Annotated in this window: 17 protein-coding genes and 1 pseudogene; 13 read left to right on the plus strand and 5 right to left on the minus strand. The window is 62.4% G+C overall.

Features of this window, described 5'->3' with window-relative positions; genetic code table 11:
* The first annotated feature begins 51 nt into the window (after positions 1 to 51).
* The 3 genes from ACWGS9_RS03395 to clpA all read left to right on the plus strand — a co-directional run bounded on the left by ACWGS9_RS03395 (position 52) and on the right by clpA (position 3468).
* Complete coding sequence (locus tag ACWGS9_RS03395; protein WP_320311650.1) at positions 52 to 381, plus strand: phasin family protein; 330 nt, start codon at positions 52 to 54, stop codon at positions 379 to 381.
* A gap of 276 nt (positions 382 to 657) precedes the next feature.
* The gene (gene clpS, locus ACWGS9_RS03400) at positions 658 to 984 is read left to right on the plus strand and encodes an ATP-dependent Clp protease adapter ClpS (RefSeq protein WP_165350036.1); all 327 of its coding nucleotides are present in this window, start codon (positions 658 to 660) and stop codon (positions 982 to 984) included.
* Between the two features lie 6 nt (positions 985 to 990).
* Positions 991 to 3468 carry an ATP-dependent Clp protease ATP-binding subunit ClpA gene (gene clpA / locus ACWGS9_RS03405; protein ID WP_454503885.1) on the plus strand — a complete coding sequence of 826 codons (2478 nt, stop codon included), beginning with the start codon at positions 991 to 993 and terminating at the stop codon, positions 3466 to 3468.
* 93 nt (positions 3469 to 3561) lie between these two features.
* Here the strand turns inward: clpA and ACWGS9_RS03410 are convergent, their stop codons facing one another.
* The 4 genes from ACWGS9_RS03410 to ACWGS9_RS03425 form a co-directional block, all read right to left on the minus strand.
* Positions 3562 to 3990 (minus strand): HIT family protein, encoded by a 429-nt coding sequence (locus ACWGS9_RS03410; RefSeq protein ID WP_454503886.1) that lies wholly within the window; start codon positions 3988 to 3990, stop codon positions 3562 to 3564.
* A 123-nt stretch (positions 3991 to 4113) separates the two neighbouring features.
* The gene (locus ACWGS9_RS03415; protein ID WP_454503887.1) at positions 4114 to 5328 is read right to left on the minus strand and encodes a GNAT family N-acetyltransferase; all 1215 of its coding nucleotides are present in this window, start codon (positions 5326 to 5328) and stop codon (positions 4114 to 4116) included.
* A 170-nt stretch (positions 5329 to 5498) separates the two neighbouring features.
* Positions 5499 to 6227 carry a glycerophosphodiester phosphodiesterase gene (locus ACWGS9_RS03420; RefSeq protein ID WP_454503888.1) on the minus strand — a complete coding sequence of 243 codons (729 nt, stop codon included), beginning with the start codon at positions 6225 to 6227 and terminating at the stop codon, positions 5499 to 5501.
* An 8-nt stretch (positions 6228 to 6235) separates the two neighbouring features.
* Positions 6236 to 6700, minus strand: coding sequence for a RidA family protein (locus ACWGS9_RS03425; RefSeq protein ID WP_454503889.1), 465 nt, complete (start codon positions 6698 to 6700; stop codon positions 6236 to 6238).
* A gap of 139 nt (positions 6701 to 6839) precedes the next feature.
* On the opposite strand from ACWGS9_RS03425, the gene ACWGS9_RS03430 reads away from it, so the two are divergent.
* The 4 genes from ACWGS9_RS03430 (at position 6840) to tsf (ending at position 10112) form a co-directional block, all read left to right on the plus strand.
* Positions 6840 to 7670 (plus strand): cell envelope integrity EipB family protein, encoded by an 831-nt coding sequence (locus ACWGS9_RS03430; RefSeq protein ID WP_454503890.1) that lies wholly within the window; start codon positions 6840 to 6842, stop codon positions 7668 to 7670.
* An 83-nt stretch (positions 7671 to 7753) separates the two neighbouring features.
* Complete coding sequence (locus tag ACWGS9_RS03435; RefSeq protein WP_454503891.1) at positions 7754 to 8032, plus strand: DUF4031 domain-containing protein; 279 nt, start codon at positions 7754 to 7756, stop codon at positions 8030 to 8032.
* Positions 8033 to 8291: 259 nt separating this feature from the next.
* The gene (gene rpsB / locus ACWGS9_RS03440) at positions 8292 to 9071 is read left to right on the plus strand and encodes a 30S ribosomal protein S2 (RefSeq protein ID WP_320311641.1); all 780 of its coding nucleotides are present in this window, start codon (positions 8292 to 8294) and stop codon (positions 9069 to 9071) included.
* 120 nt (positions 9072 to 9191) lie between these two features.
* Positions 9192 to 10112 carry a translation elongation factor Ts gene (gene tsf / locus ACWGS9_RS03445; protein ID WP_454503892.1) on the plus strand — a complete coding sequence of 307 codons (921 nt, stop codon included), beginning with the start codon at positions 9192 to 9194 and terminating at the stop codon, positions 10110 to 10112.
* 54 nt (positions 10113 to 10166) lie between these two features.
* On the opposite strand, the pseudogene ACWGS9_RS03450 reads toward tsf, so the two are convergent.
* A pseudogene (locus tag ACWGS9_RS03450) lies at positions 10167 to 10262 on the minus strand (LysR family transcriptional regulator); the annotation flags it as partial.
* A gap of 41 nt (positions 10263 to 10303) precedes the next feature.
* On the opposite strand from ACWGS9_RS03450, the gene ACWGS9_RS03455 reads away from it, so the two are divergent.
* The 6 genes from ACWGS9_RS03455 (at position 10304) to rseP (ending at position 14752) form a co-directional block, all read left to right on the plus strand.
* The gene (locus tag ACWGS9_RS03455; RefSeq protein ID WP_454503893.1) at positions 10304 to 10570 is read left to right on the plus strand and encodes a hypothetical protein; all 267 of its coding nucleotides are present in this window, start codon (positions 10304 to 10306) and stop codon (positions 10568 to 10570) included.
* Entirely contained in the window at positions 10567 to 11289 is a 723-nt protein-coding gene (pyrH, locus tag ACWGS9_RS03460) for a UMP kinase (protein ID WP_095765617.1), read from the plus strand. Before ACWGS9_RS03455 ends, pyrH begins: the two co-directional genes overlap by 4 nt.
* A 90-nt stretch (positions 11290 to 11379) precedes the next feature.
* Positions 11380 to 11934, plus strand: a complete 555-nt coding sequence (gene frr / locus ACWGS9_RS03465) for a ribosome recycling factor (protein ID WP_454503894.1) — start codon at positions 11380 to 11382, stop codon at positions 11932 to 11934.
* Between the two features lie 30 nt (positions 11935 to 11964).
* A complete protein-coding gene (locus ACWGS9_RS03470) occupies positions 11965 to 12684 on the plus strand; it encodes an isoprenyl transferase (protein ID WP_454503895.1) in 720 nt (239 codons plus the stop codon).
* An 11-nt stretch (positions 12685 to 12695) separates the two neighbouring features.
* On the plus strand, positions 12696 to 13511 hold the full coding sequence (locus tag ACWGS9_RS03475) for a phosphatidate cytidylyltransferase (RefSeq protein WP_454503896.1): 816 nt from the start codon (positions 12696 to 12698) through the stop codon (positions 13509 to 13511).
* Between the two features lie 98 nt (positions 13512 to 13609).
* Positions 13610 to 14752 (plus strand): RIP metalloprotease RseP, encoded by a 1143-nt coding sequence (rseP, locus tag ACWGS9_RS03480; protein WP_454503897.1) that lies wholly within the window; start codon positions 13610 to 13612, stop codon positions 14750 to 14752.
* Positions 14753 to 14872 lie beyond the last annotated feature (120 nt).

Consider the following 14872-nt stretch of genomic DNA (forward strand, 5'->3'; position numbering starts at 1 on the left):
CACAAGGGCGCCCGGGGCCAAAAGGGCGTTTCAACCAAAGGGAAGTATGAAATGACCCAGACCTATGAGGACTTCGCGAAATACGGCAAGGAGTTTGCGGATACCGGGCTGAAGAGCTTTGCCTCGCTCACCAAGGGTGCGCAGGCGATCGCCACCGAGGCCGGCGAGTACAGCAAGAAGAGCTTCGAGGCCGGCAACGCCGCCTTCGAGAAGCTGTTCGCGGCCAAGTCGATCGAGAAGGCCATCGAGATCCAGACCGATTACGCCAAGCAGAGCTATGAGAGCTTCGTGGCCGAGGCCAGCAAGATCGGCAATCTCTATGCCGAGCTCGCCAAGGAAGCCTACAAGCCGTTCGAATCGGTGGTCGCCAAGGCGAAGTAATTTCGCCGATCACACCCGATACGGCCAGCCGGCCAATCGAAAGGACCCGGTCGCGCGAGCGCGGCCGGGTTTTTTCATGCCCGGCCGCAACCCTATGCGCGTTGCGGCATTCACGATTGAGAAATTCGCTGAGGTTTGCCCACCTAGCCATATTGTCAGCTAAACAGAAGGGCTTAAAATCGTTCATCGAGCACCTACATGTGGAACTCGCATGAGGATTCGAAGAGGCAGAACTAAGTGACGATTGGCTCCACTGCCACGGCACCCGTGGTGCGAATGCAAAATGACGGCGATCGCAACGATCCCGGTCGCGGCACTGCCGTTATCACGCGCACCAAAACCAAGACCAAGAAGCCCAGCCTTTACAGGGTCCTCATCCTTAACGACGACTACACTCCCATGGAGTTCGTGGTTCACGTCCTGGAACGCTTTTTCCAGAAGGACCGCGAGGCCGCCACACGCATCATGCTGCATGTTCACAATCATGGAGTGGGCGAGTGCGGGGTCTATACATTCGAGGTGGCCGAGACCAAAGTGTCTCAGGTCATGGATTTCGCCCGACAGAATCAGCATCCGCTGCAATGCGTGATGGAGAAGAAGTGAGGTAACATGCCGGCTTTCTCCCAAGGCCTGGAAAAGGCGCTACATCAGGCGCTGACATTCGCCAACGAGCGGCATCATGAGTATGCGACGCTCGAACACCTGCTGCTCGCCCTGATCGACGACACCGAGGCTGCCGCCGTCATGCGCGCCTGCAACGTCGATCTCGACGAGCTCAAGCACACGGTTCTCACCTATATCGACACCGAACTCGACAATCTCGTCACCGGTTACGACGAGGATTCGAAGCCGACGGCAGGCTTCCAGCGCGTGATCCAGCGCGCCGTGATCCATGTGCAGTCGTCCGGCCGTGAGGAAGTGTCAGGCGCCAATGTGCTCGTCGCCATCTTCGCCGAGCGCGAGAGCCATGCCGCCTATTTCCTGCAGGAACAGCAGATGACCCGCTATGACGCGGTCAACTACATCTCGCATGGCATCGCCAAGCGCCCGGGCGCTTCGGAGTCGCGCACGCCGCGCGGCGCCGAGGACGAGCAGGGCGGCCAGAACGGCGCCGAGCCGCAGGAGGAAAACGGCAAGAAGAAGCAGCAGGACGCGCTGACCGCCTACTGCGTCAACCTCAACAACAAGGCGCGGGCCGGCAAGATCGATCCGCTGATCGGCCGCGACAGCGAGATCAACCGCACCATCCAGGTGCTGTGCCGCCGTTCCAAGAACAATCCGCTCTATGTCGGAGACCCGGGCGTCGGCAAGACGGCGATCGCCGAAGGTCTCGCCAAGCGCATCGTCGAAGGCGATGTGCCGGAAGTGCTGCAGGACGCCACCATCTTCGCGCTCGACATGGGCACGCTTTTGGCCGGCACCCGCTATCGCGGTGACTTCGAGGAGCGGCTGAAGCAGGTCGTCAAGGAGCTCGAGGACTATCCGGGCGCGGTGCTGTTCATCGACGAGATCCACACCGTGATCGGGGCGGGCGCCACCTCGGGCGGCGCGATGGATGCATCGAACCTTCTGAAGCCGGCGCTTTCGTCCGGCGCCATCCGCTGCATCGGCTCGACCACCTACAAGGAATTCCGCCAGTTCTTCGAGAAGGACCGCGCTCTGGTGCGGCGCTTCCAGAAGATCGACGTCAACGAGCCGACCATCGAGGACGCCATCGAGATCATGAAGGGCCTGAAGCCCTATTTCGAGGAGTTCCACAAGGTCCGCTACACGAGCGAGGCCATCAAGGCCTCGGTCGAGCTGTCGGCGCGCTACATCAATGACCGCAAGCTGCCGGACAAGGCGATCGACGTGATCGACGAGACCGGCGCTTCGCAGATGCTGGTGCCGGAAGCCAAGCGCAAGAAGACGATCGGCATCAAGGAGATCGAGGCGACGATCGCCACCATGGCGCGCATCCCGCCGAAGACGGTCTCGGCCGACGATGAGAAGGTGCTGCAGGGGCTCGATATCGAGTTGAAGCGTGTCGTCTACGGCCAGGACACGGCCATCACCGCACTGACCTCGGCGATCAAGCTGGCGCGCGCCGGCCTGCGCGAACCGGAAAAGCCGATCGGCTCCTACCTGTTCTCAGGCCCGACCGGCGTCGGCAAGACGGAAGTGGCCAAGCAGCTTGCCGCCTCGCTCGGCGTCGAGCTGATCCGCTTCGACATGTCGGAATACATGGAACGCCACACCGTCTCGCGGCTGATCGGCGCGCCTCCCGGTTATGTCGGCTTCGACCAGGGCGGCCTCCTGACCGACGGCGTAGACCAGCATCCGCATTGCGTGCTGTTGCTGGACGAAGTCGAAAAGGCGCATCCGGACCTGTTCAACATCCTGTTGCAGGTGATGGACCACGGCAAGCTGACCGATCACAACGGCAAGCAGATCGACTTCCGCAATGTGATCCTGATCATGACCACCAATGCGGGCGCATCGGACGCGCAGCGCGCGGCGATCGGCTTCGGTTCGACCAAGCGCGAAGGCGATGATGTCGAGGCGATCAACCGGCTGTTCACGCCGGAATTCCGCAATCGTCTGGACGCGATCATCCCGTTCGGCTCGCTGCCGGTGCCGGTTATCCACCAGGTGGTGCAGAAGTTCGTCATGCAGCTGGAAGCACAGCTCTCCGAGCGTGGCGTCACCTTCGACCTGTCGCCGGACGCGATCGCCTGGCTGGCCGACAAGGGCTATGACGAGCGCATGGGCGCGCGTCCGCTGGGCCGGATCATCCAGGAGCACATCAAGAAGCCGCTGGCTGACGAAGTGCTGTTCGGCAAGCTCAAGAAGGGCGGCACCGTTCGCGTCACCGTCGAGAAGAAGGAAACCGGCGAGTCCGGCCTGAAGCTCGAGTCGCTCGCCGACGAGTCGCCCGTGCAGCCGAAGAAGGAAGAACCGGAAGACGCGCCGAAGCCGAAAAAGATGGTCGCCAAGACGGTCGGCAAAAAGCCGGCGGCCAAGAAGGCCGTGGCGCAGAAGCCGGATCCGAAGGGCAAGGACGGCAACAAGCGCAGCCTGGTGCCGCAACTGCCGCGCAAGAGCTGACAGGCGCTCTCGATTGAAATGCAAAAAGAGCCCCGGCGACGGGGCTCTTTTCTTTGGAGCGGTCAGCGCGCAGGAACCGGGTCGAAGGCCGCGTCAGCTACCAAGCGCTGCCCGGATTTTGCCGGCGTTTTCGGCCAGCACTTCCGGCTTCTCCATCTGACCGGAATGCGGCTTCAACGGCACGCCCTCGAAGCGCGGCACGACGTGGACGTGGAGATGATAGACGGTCTGCCCGGAGGCCGGCTCGTTAAACTGCATCAAGGTGACGCCGTCGGCATTGAAGGCCTTTTTCACTGCCACCGCCACTTTCTGAACCACGGCAAACAACGGACCGAACGTCGCCGGATCGGCGTCGAGAATGTTGCGCGACGGCGCCTTGGGCACCACAAGCGTGTGGCCTATGCCTTGTGGCATAACATCCATGAAGGCGACGACCGCGTCGTCCTCATAGACGCGGTGCGATGGAATCTCGCCGCGCAGGATCTTCGCGAAGATGTTGCCGGGATCATAGGCTTGGGTCATGGCGGGGGCGCTCCCAATTGCATTCGCCGTCCGGTGTAGCGAAGCAGCCGATGGGCGGCAAGGCGACTGGACGATCTGCCGGCGAGGCGCGTTGGCGTCAGCCGCCTTTTCGCTGTCGGAATTTTATTCGTGAAGATCCTTGCGGAAGGGCGTGTGCTCTTCGAGATATTCGCCCATGCGCTCGACCTCGCGCCGCTCGCGCCTGAGATAGTCGGCGACGGCATTGCGCAAGCCGGGATGCGAAATGTAGTGCGCCGAATGCATGGTCACCGGCCGGTAGCCGCGCGCCAGCTTGTGCTCGCCCTGCGCGCCGGCCTCCACCACCTTCAGCCCGCGCTCGATGGCGAAGTCGATGGCCTGGTGGTAGCAGACCTCGAAATGCAGGAAGGGGTGGTCCTCGATACAGCCCCAGTTGCGCCCGTAGAGCGCGTCGGAGCCGATAAAGTTGATGGCGCCGGCAATGTAGCGCCCGTTACGCTTTGCCATGACGAGCAGGATGTCGTCGGCCATGCGCTCGCCGATCAGCGAGAAGAACTGCCGATTGAGATAGGGCCGGCCCCATTTGCGGCCGCCGGTATCCATGTAGAAGGCGAAGAAATCGTCCCAAGCGCGTTCGGTGATGTCCTTGCCGGTCAGCCAGTCGATGCTGATGCCGTCGGCCAGCGCCTCGCGGCGCTCCTTCTTCATGGCCTTGCGCTTGCGCGAAGCAAGCGTGGCGAGGAAATCATCGTAGCTGGAAAAGCCTTCGTTGAAGAAATGGAACTGCTGGTCGGTGCGATGCAGGAACCCTGCTGCCTCCAGTGTCGCAGCATCGGGCTCGTTGGCGAAGGTGACATGCGCGGAGGAGACACCGAGCTTGTCGGTCACGAGTTTCAACCCCTCCGCCAAACCGGCCTTCACTGCGCCCGCGTCCTCGCCCTTGCCGACCAGCAGGCGAGGGCCGGTCACCGGTGTGAACGGCACCGAGCATTGCAGCTTGGGGTAATAGCGGCCGCCGGCGCGCTCGAAAGCGTCGGACCAGCCATGGTCGAAGACATATTCGCCCTGGCTGTGCGATTTGAGGTAACAAGGGACGGCGCCAAGAAGCCTGCCTTGCGCGGTTTCAAGTCTCAGATGATGGCCCTGCCAGCCGGTGCGGCGGACGGCGCAGCCCGACTCTTCCATGGCGCTTAGAAAAGCGAATGAAACCAGAGGGTTGTAGCCGTTTTCTTTGTCGCCGCACGTGGTTCCGGCAAAGCCGTTCCATTCCTCGCAGGTGAATGCGCCGATACCCGCCGCGATGCGGATCGAATAATCCGCGTTCGCTGCCTGTCCATCGTCGTCGTCGCCCTGATCCATGGGGCTTATTTAAGCTTCGTCCGAGCCGCTACAAGTCACGTTTGAGGCACTGTCTCAGAGCATGATGCCGAAAAGTGTGAAGCGGTTTTCGGGCGACATCATGCTCTCTCTGTAGATTAATTTAGAGGCGGATCAGATTTCAGGTCGTCTCGACCTGAAATCATCCGGCTCTAGGCGACCTTGACCAAATCGGGCTCGAAACCCTCGAAGGTCATCTGGTCGGCATATTTGAAGGTGAGGTCGACCGCGGGCTGGTCATGCACGGTCCAGGTGATGACAGGCATTTTGAGCTTCTCGCGCACGAAGCTGACGAACGGGTTCGGCAGGTCGCCGGCGGCGTAGGAGGTAAAGGCGAGGTCATGCGCGAGCATGGCGAAGTGTGCCTCGATCAGCTGGTTCTCGGTGCCATAGGCGGTCAACCCGCCGGGGATGCCTGGCGCGTCCTCGGCGAAATCGCGGATCAGCCAGTGGTCGAACGACATGATCGCCACCTTGCCCTCATAGTGCTTGAGCAGCCGGCCGACGCTGGCCACCAGGCCCGCATCATGTCCGGGAACGCCTTTGAGCTCGACCACCAGCGGTACGCGGCCGTCGATCAGGTCGAGCGCTTCCTTGAGCGTCGGCACATGGTCTTTGGTGCCGCCGATCTTGAGCGTCGCCAGCTCGGCCGCGGTGCGTTGCCAGACAAACCCGTCATGGCCGGTCAGCCGTTTCAGATCGCCATCATGGATGATGACCGGGATGCCGTCGGACGAGATATGCACGTCGCATTCGATGGCGTAGCCGCGCTCGGCCGCCGCGGCGAAAGCCGACAGCGTGTTTTCCCAGCGCGTCTTGTTCATGTCGTGGAAGCCGCGATGCGCGACAGGCTGGGCAATCAGCCAGGACAGGTCGGTCATCTTAAGCCTCACTCGACTTCGAAGATCGCTTCGATCTCGACCGCGGCATTGAGCGGCAGCGAGGCTGCGCCGACGGCGGAGCGGGCGTGCTTGCCGCGCTCGCCGAGTGCCGCGACCAGGAAGTCGGAGGCGCCGTTGGCGACAAGATGCTGCTCGACGAAGTCAGGCGCGGAGGCGACGAAGACGGTGATCTTGACCAGGCGGCGGATCTTTTCGAGATCGCCCAGTGCGGCCTTGGCCTGCGCCAGGATGTTGATGGCGCAGAATTTAGCGCCTTCCTTGCCGGCAGCGGTATCGAGGTCGCGGCCGAGCAGCCCGCTTGCCTGCAGCTTGCCGTCTTTCAGCGGCAACTGGCCGGCGGTGAGCAGCATGTTGCCGGTGCGGCAATAGGGCACGTAGTTGGCGGCAGGCGCGGCGGCGGCCGGAATGGCGACGCCAAGATCGCTTAGCCGCTTTTCGATTGTTTCGCTCATTGCTTTTCCCTATTGCTGGAAGACGCCGCGTTGGCCGGGCCGAAATTGCTATTTTTGCCTCGCTTCCGCCACGACTTTTTTTAAGCTGGACCATCTTTCCCTGCGGTCTGCCCCCTGGCCGCGACGATCGGAGCAACGCATGCGCGCAACGCGCCTTTTTCTCGCCGCCGCCTGTCTTTCGGCGGCGTTCCCTATGGCGCCGGCCTTTGCGGTGCCCGCGCTGCAGGCACACCGCGCCGTCTACGATCTCACGCTCAACAAGGCCTCCGACCGTTCGGGCATTACCGGCATCACCGGCCGCATGGTTTATGAGTTCAATGGCTCGGCCTGTGAAGGTTACACGGTCAAGTTCCGCTTCGTCACCCAGATCGTCACCAACGACAACACCAGGCTGACAGACCAGCAGACGACGACTTTCGAGGACGCCGAAGGCAAGACCTTTTCCTTCGTGACGAAATCCTTTGTCGACCAGAACCTCGACAAGGAGGTGAGGGGCATGGCCACCAGGGAACCGAAGGGCCTCAAGGTCGATATCGACAAACCCGAGAAGAGCAGCCTCGAGCTTGCGGCCACGCAGTTCCCGACCCAGCATCTGGTCGAGCTGATCGGCAAGGCCGAGAAGGGCGAGAATTTCTACCAGACCAATTTGTTCGACGGCTCCGAGGACGCCAACAAGGTGATGACCACCACTGTCATCGTCGGCAAGAAGGCGGATTCACAAAAGACGGATCCGGAAGCGCCGGCGCTGGCCAAGCTCGCCTCGGACAAATACTGGCCGGTCGACATCGCCTATTTCGACGATACCGGCAAAAGCGGCGAGGAGGTGCCGGAATACCGGATCAGCTTCAAGCTGCACGAGAACGGCATCACCCGCGACCTCGTCATGGACTATGGCGACTTCTCGATGACCGGCAAGCTGGTGAACCTGTCGCTGTTCGACCAGACCAAGCCTTGCCCGGCTTCGAAATAGCGACGCTCCGACGACAACCGGACCGGCTTGCAGGCTTGTCTTCCAGACGCCATGTGTGAGGCTTACCAAGTGCGGCGAGCCTGATGGCGGTCTATGTCGATGCGGCGATCTGGAAATGGGCCGGCCACCGCTGGTGCCATCTGCTCGCCGACAATACCGACGAACTCCATCGTTTTGCAGCCGAGCTAGGCCTTAAGCGCTCGTCCTATCAAGGACCGCCCAAGACATCGGCGCCGCACTACGATATCACCGGCTTCGAGCGCGACCGCGCGGTCAGGCTTGGCGCGATCGAATGCAGCCGCGAGGAAATCGTCGCTGTCTTCCGCCGTGTCAGGGTGCCGAACGGCAAGGCAAAACGCTGACCAAGTTTTGATGCATGTCGTTGTCAGAACCGCGGCACATTTCTGGGCGACATGCATTAGTTGCGCGGATCGCCGCAGGTGAGGGCGTTTTCCGGCACCCGGCTTGCGTTTATAAGACTTCCCCTCTATATGCGCGCTCATTCCACACACGGACTTTGGTGTCTGCCCGGGAGAAATCCGGCTGAAACCTCCGGTGGCACAAGGACATCCCGTCCGAAATGCCTGTGTCCGTGGAGGCCAACCGGAAAGGAACTAAAGAATGGCTTTGCCAGATTACAGCATGCGCCAGCTTTTGGAAGCTGGTGTTCACTTCGGCCACCAGACCCACCGCTGGAACCCGAAGATGGCGCCTTACATCTACGGCGCCCGCAACAACATCCACATCATCGACCTGTCGCAGACGGTGCCGCTGTTGCACCAGGCTCTGAAGCAGGTGTCCGACACCGTTGCCAAGGGCGGCCGCGTGCTGTTCGTCGGCACCAAGCGCCAGGCGTCCGACATCGTTGCCGACGCCGCGCAGCGTTCGGCTCAGTACTATGTCAACTCGCGTTGGCTGGGCGGCATGCTCACCAACTGGAAGACGATCTCGAATTCGATCCAGCGCCTGCGCAAGCTCGACGAGACGCTCGCCGGCGAGGCCCAGGGCCTCACCAAGAAAGAGCGCCTGAATCTCGACCGCGAACGCGAGAAGCTCAACAAGGCGCTGGGCGGCATCAAGGACATGGGCTCGACGCCGGACCTGATGTTCGTCATCGACACCAACAAGGAAGCGATCGCCATCCTCGAGGCCAAGCGCCTCGGCATTCCGGTCGTGGCCATCATCGATTCGAACTGCGATCCGGACAAGATCGACTTCCCGATCCCCGGCAATGATGACGCGGCTCGCGCCATCCAGCTCTATTGCGATCTGATCGCCAAGGCCGCCATCGACGGCATCGCCCGTCAGCAGGGCGCGCTCGGCGTCGACATCGGCGCTTCGGCCGAGGCTCCTGTCGAGCCGGCGCTCGGCACCCCGGCAGCCGAAGCTCCGGAAGCTTAATTAAAGAAGGCCGGATCCCGGCCTTCATCTTTCCAATAAATTGGCGCGCTAAAGCGCTTTTGCCGAGCGCATCATCGAGTCCCGATGGTGCGTCGGCGCATTTGAAACAAAGAGGCGACAATGAGCATTTCGGCTGCACAGGTCAAAGAACTCCGCGACTTGACCGGCGCGGGCATGATGGACTGCAAGGCGGCGTTGAACGAAACCAACGGCGATATGGAAGCGGCCGTCGACTGGCTGCGCAAGAAGGGCATCTCGAAGGCCGACAAGAAGGCCGGGCGCACTGCGGCCGAAGGCCTCATCGGCGTCGACGCCGGCGTGCGTGAGGCCGCCATTGTCGAGGTCAATTCCGAGACCGACTTCGTCGCCCGCAACTCGGCCTTCCAGGAAATCGTCGCCAACGTCGCCAAGGTTGCGCTCGCCTACGGCACGACCGAAGCGGTGGCCGCCGCCAAGTACCCGGGTTCCGACAAGTCGGTCACCGACACCATCAAGGATGCGGTCGGCACGATTGGCGAGAACATGGGCTTCCGCCGTTCGGCCAAGCTCACCGTGCCGCATGGCGTGGTGGCCACCTATGTCCACAACGCGGTTGCCGATGGCCTCGGCAAGCTCGGCGTGCTGGTCGCGATCGAGACCACGGGCAATGAGCATGCGGCCAACGCATTCGCACGTCAGGTTGCCATGCATGTCGCCGCCACCAGCCCGATGGCGTTGACGGCCGAAGAAGTCGACCCGGCCGCGGTCGAGCGCGAGAAGGCGATCTTCGCTGACCAGGCGCGCCAGACCGGCAAGCCGGAAGCGATCATCGAGAAGATGGTCGAGGGCCGCCTGCGCAAGTTCTATGAAGAGGTCGTCCTTTTGAAGCAGGCCTTCGTGCTCAATCCCGACATCACCGTCGAGAAGGCGCTGAAGGATGCGGAGAAGGAGATCGGCGCTCCGGCCAAGATCACCGCTTACCTGCGCTTCGCGCTCGGCGAAGGTATCGAGAAGGAAACGACCGACTTCGCGGCGGAAGTCGCGGCCGCGGTGAAGAAATAGCTCTGATCCAAGGGGAACGCCCAGCGTCTCCCTTAAGGTGAAGAGCTTACGAGCTCAGGCAACTCGGCCGGGTGTCCGCATGGATGCCCGGCCGATTTCTTGTGCGGTGTCGATAAAGGCCCTGAGCTTCGGCGCCGTTCCCGCATTCCTATTTCGGTTCCGAGATCCAGGTCCGGGTGACCGGCGGCGCCGTGACCGGCGACAAGCCGGCCGGTTATTCGCCTGCGGTCATGATCGAAGGCGAGGCGATCAGCATCTCGAGTAAACTGATCAAAAGACGGCAACTGATCAAAAGGCGGCAACTGACCGAAAAAGCCTGGAATTTTGCACGAGGGCGCGGCGTGACATCGCCGCGCCCTTCGTGTATCGGGTCACCCGTCATGACAGCATCGCCGGATGAAACGGGGGCGGTTTTGCCTCCAAAATTGCCGCGCCGAGATATTCGAGGACCCAGATGACGGTGAAGCCCCTCTATCGACGTGTCGTGCTGAAGGCTTCCGGCGAAGCGTTGATGGGCGAGCAGCATTTCGGCATCGACGTCTCGGTGGTCGACCGCATCGCAGCCGACATTGCCGAGGCGCGCGCGCTGGGCGTCGAAGTCGGCGTCGTCATCGGCGGCGGCAACATCTTTCGCGGCGTCGCCGTGGCCTCGAAGGGAGGCGACCGCGTCACCGGCGATCACATGGGCATGCTCGCCACCGTCATCAACTCGCTGGCGCTGCGCACGTCGCTGAACAAGATCGGGGTCGACGCCGTCGTGCTTTCGGCGATCGCCATGCCGGAGCTCTGCGAGAGCTTTTCCCAACGCCAGGCGACCGCCTACATGAACCAGGGCAAGGTGGTCATCTTCGCCGGCGGCACCGGCAATCCATTCTTCACCACCGATTCGGCCGCGGCCCTTCGCGCCGCGGAGATCGGCGCCGACGCGCTGTTCAAGGGCACACAGGTCGATGGGGTCTATTCGGCCGATCCAAAGAAGGACCCGAATGCGGTCCGCTTCGACCGCATCAGCCACGCAGAAGTCATCAAACGCGGGCTTGCGATCATGGATACGGCCGCGATTGCACTTGCGCGCGAAAACAACATTCCGATAATCGTCTATTCGATCCACGAAAAAGGTGGTTTCGGCGATATACTGAGGGGCGGCGGCCATTGCACGGTCGTCGCGGACAAGTAATCGGGGCCGGGATCCGTTAAACGACTGCGGAACCGCGGACAGGACGACCACACAAGCAGTGAACCCGGCGAACGGGTCGAGGAGATGATCATGAGTGGCGAGTACGAAGACCTCAAGCGACGCATGGACGGGGCGATCGCCGCCTTCAAGCACGATCTGGCTTCGCTTCGCACCGGCCGGGCCTCCAGCAACCTGCTCGATGCCATCCAGGTGCAGGCCTACGGCACGGCGATGCCGATCAACCAGGTCGCCAATGTGTCGGTGCCGGAGCCGCGGATGATTTCGGTTTCGGTCTGGGACAAGTCCATGGTCGGCGCGGTCGACCGCGCCATCCGCGAAGCCAATCTGGGCTTCAACCCGATCGTCGACGGCACCACGCTGAGGATTCCGCTGCCTGAGCTCAACGAGCAGCGCCGCAAGGAACTGGTCAAGATCTCGCATGGCTATGCCGAGAACGCCCGCGTCGCGGTCCGCCACGTCCGCCGCGACGGCATGGATTTCCTCAAGAAGGCGGAGAAGGACGGCACCATCAGCGAGGACGATCAGCGCAAGCGGTCCGACCAGGTTCAGAAGCTGACCGACGAGATGATCAGCACGATCGATCACCTGCTTTCCGATAAGGAAGCTGAAATCATGCAGGTTTAGGGTCGGGTTTTCCGGCTCGAAAGCGAGACTATGGCAACGCCCGCGCATGTCGCGATCATCATGGATGGAAACGGACGCTGGGCCAAGGCGCGAGGACTGCCGCGCCTTGCCGGCCACCGCGCGGGCGTCGAGGCCCTGCGCAAGACGGTCCGCGCGGCGCCTGAGCTCGGTATCTCCTATCTGACCGTCTACGCCTTTTCCTCGGAGAACTGGTCGCGGCCGAAAACCGAGGTCAGCGACCTTATGGGCCTGTTGAAGCTGTTCATCCGCCGCGATCTTGCCGAACTGCATCAGAGCGGCGTGCGGGTGAGGGTGATCGGCGACAGGCATGGGTTGCAGCCCGACATCAGGGGCCTGCTGCAGGAGGCCGAATCGCTGACCGCAGGCAATGAGGCGCTGACGCTGGTCATCGCCTTCAACTATGGCGGCCGCGACGAGATCGTGCGCACCGCCCGCAAGCTGGCGGATGCGGTCGTGCGCGGCGACATGGCCAGCGACGCGATCACGGCGGAAAGCTTTGCCGCGTCGCTCGACACCCAGGGCATCCCTGATCCCGAGCTGGTGATCCGGACCAGCGGCGAGCTCAGGCTGTCGAACTTCCTGTTGTGGCAGGCGGCCTATAGCGAGCTGGTCTTCCTGCCTTGCTACTGGCCGGATTTCAGCCGCGAGCACCTCTCCGACGCACTTCGCGATTTTGCCGGCCGCGAACGCCGATTCGGCGGGCTTGCCGCCCGCGACGTCGCGCTGTAGCGCCGGCGCCAATGAGCAATCTCCAGCAGCGCGTCATCTCGGCCATCGTGATGGCGGCCGTGACGCTTGCCGTGACCTGGCTTGGCGGGCTGCCGTTTCGCCTGTTCTGCGGGGCGATCACCGCGGTGATCTTTTACGAATGGACGCGCCTGTCGCGACCGGCAAGCGGCACGACGATCCCCCTTGCGCCGGAAATTATCGTGGGTGTCTTCATTGTCGCGCTGGCTGTCGGCCAGCCGGCCTTATGGCTGCTGCTGCTGATCACCCTGATCACCGCCATCTTTGCCATTGCCGCGCGCCTAAAAGGAGCGGCGCAATGGGAGGCTTCGGGGTTCCTCTACGCGTCCTTGTCCGGCTTCGCGCTCACCTTGTTGCGCGACGGCGACCATCCCGGCCTGATCGCCATCCTCTTCCTGTTCGCGGTGGTCTGGGCGACCGACATAGCCGCCTATTTCGTCGGCCGCGCGGTCGGCGGCCCGAAACTTGCTCCGTCGATCTCGCCCGGCAAGACGCAGAGCGGCGCGGCAGGCGGCGCCATCGGCGGCGTGGTCGCCGGATTGCTGCTGGCTGCCTTCGCCGGAGCCGGCAATCTCGTTCTGCTGGGTCTTGTCGCGCTGTTGCTCTCGGTCGTCTCGCAGATCGGCGACCTGTTCGAATCCTGGGTCAAGCGCCGGCACGGTGCCAAGGATTCGAGCAACCTCATTCCCGGCCATGGCGGCGTCATGGACAGGGTCGACGGGCTTGTCGCGGCAGCGTTCGCCCTGTACGTCATTGGTTGGATCACGGCGGGCGCCGAGCATCCGGCACTGGGGCTGTTTCCGAACTGAACGACGTAAGGCGAAAAATGGCGCGCGCCACGGATTCGCCCGGATTGATGCCACAGTCGCGGCGGAGTGTCGCGCGCGGGCGAATTTGAGGGCATGACTTGAACGACATCTTTCACGCGGTCTTCAGCACACGAGGCTTCGTCCTCGGCACGCTCGTGCCGTTTCTGTTCGTGCTGACGGTGGTCGTGTTCGTCCATGAGATGGGCCACTATCTCATCGGCCGCTGGTGCGGCATCGGCGTGAAGGCCTTTTCCATCGGCTTCGGCCCCGAGCTCTTCGGATTCAACGATCGCCGCGGCACGCGCTGGAAGCTTTGCGCCATTCCGCTTGGCGGCTACGTCAAGTTCGTCGGTGACATGAATGCGACGTCGAGCCAGCCGAGCGCCGAAGAGATCGAATCACTGACCGAGGCAGAGCGCCAGGTCGCCTTCCATACCCAGCCGATCTGGAAGCGCGCCGCTACTGTCGTTGCGGGGCCGCTGTTCAATTTCCTTTTGACGATTGCCGTGTTTGCAGTGCTGTTTTCGCTCTATGGCCGTCCGGTCCTGGAGCCGATGGTGGCCGAAGTCACCGCGGGCAGCCCTGCGGAAAAAGCCGGAATCCAGCCAGGCGACCGATTCGTCAAAGTCGACGGCAGCAAGGTGGAGACTTTCGCCGACGTGCAGCGGCTGGTTTCGGGCCGGGCAGGCGACGCCATCACCTTCACCATGCTGCGCGACGGCAAGGAAATCGCCGTCACGGCGACGCCGGAGCCCATGGAGCAGCAGGATGCGCTGGGCAACAAGGTCAAGGTCGCGGTTATCGGCGTCGTCAACAACGCCGAGCTCGGCCAGCCACGCCTGATCTCCTATACGCCGGCGGGCGCCGTGGTGGCGGCGGTCGAGGAAACCGGGCATGTGATCGAGCGCACCGGCCAGTTCCTGCAGCGCTTTGCGCTTGGACGCGAGGACAAATGCCAATTGGGCGGTCCGATCAAGATCGCGAAGATGTCGGGTCAGGCAGCCAAGCTCGGCTTCGAGTGGCTGGTCCAGCTTGTTGCATTTCTGTCAGTCGGAATAGGATTTCTCAATCTTCTGCCGATTCCCCCTCTCGACGGCGGCCACCTGTTGTTCTACGGCGTGGAGGCCATCATTAGGCGGCCCGTTTCGGAGCGAATGATGGAGATGGCCTATCGGACCGGGCTGTTCCTGGTGCTCGGCTTCATGGGCTTCGTTTTTTGGAATGATCTGTTTGGGTGCTGAAATCATGAAGAAATTTGGCTTCAGCCCCGGTCGCATTGAGATGCCGTTTACCATGCGTGGGGATATGCGTGACGCGAAAGCCACGCGGTACGGTTAAGTAAATACAAATTAACCGGGAGC

It is taken from the genome of Mesorhizobium sp. Arg314 (assembly GCF_053714275.1).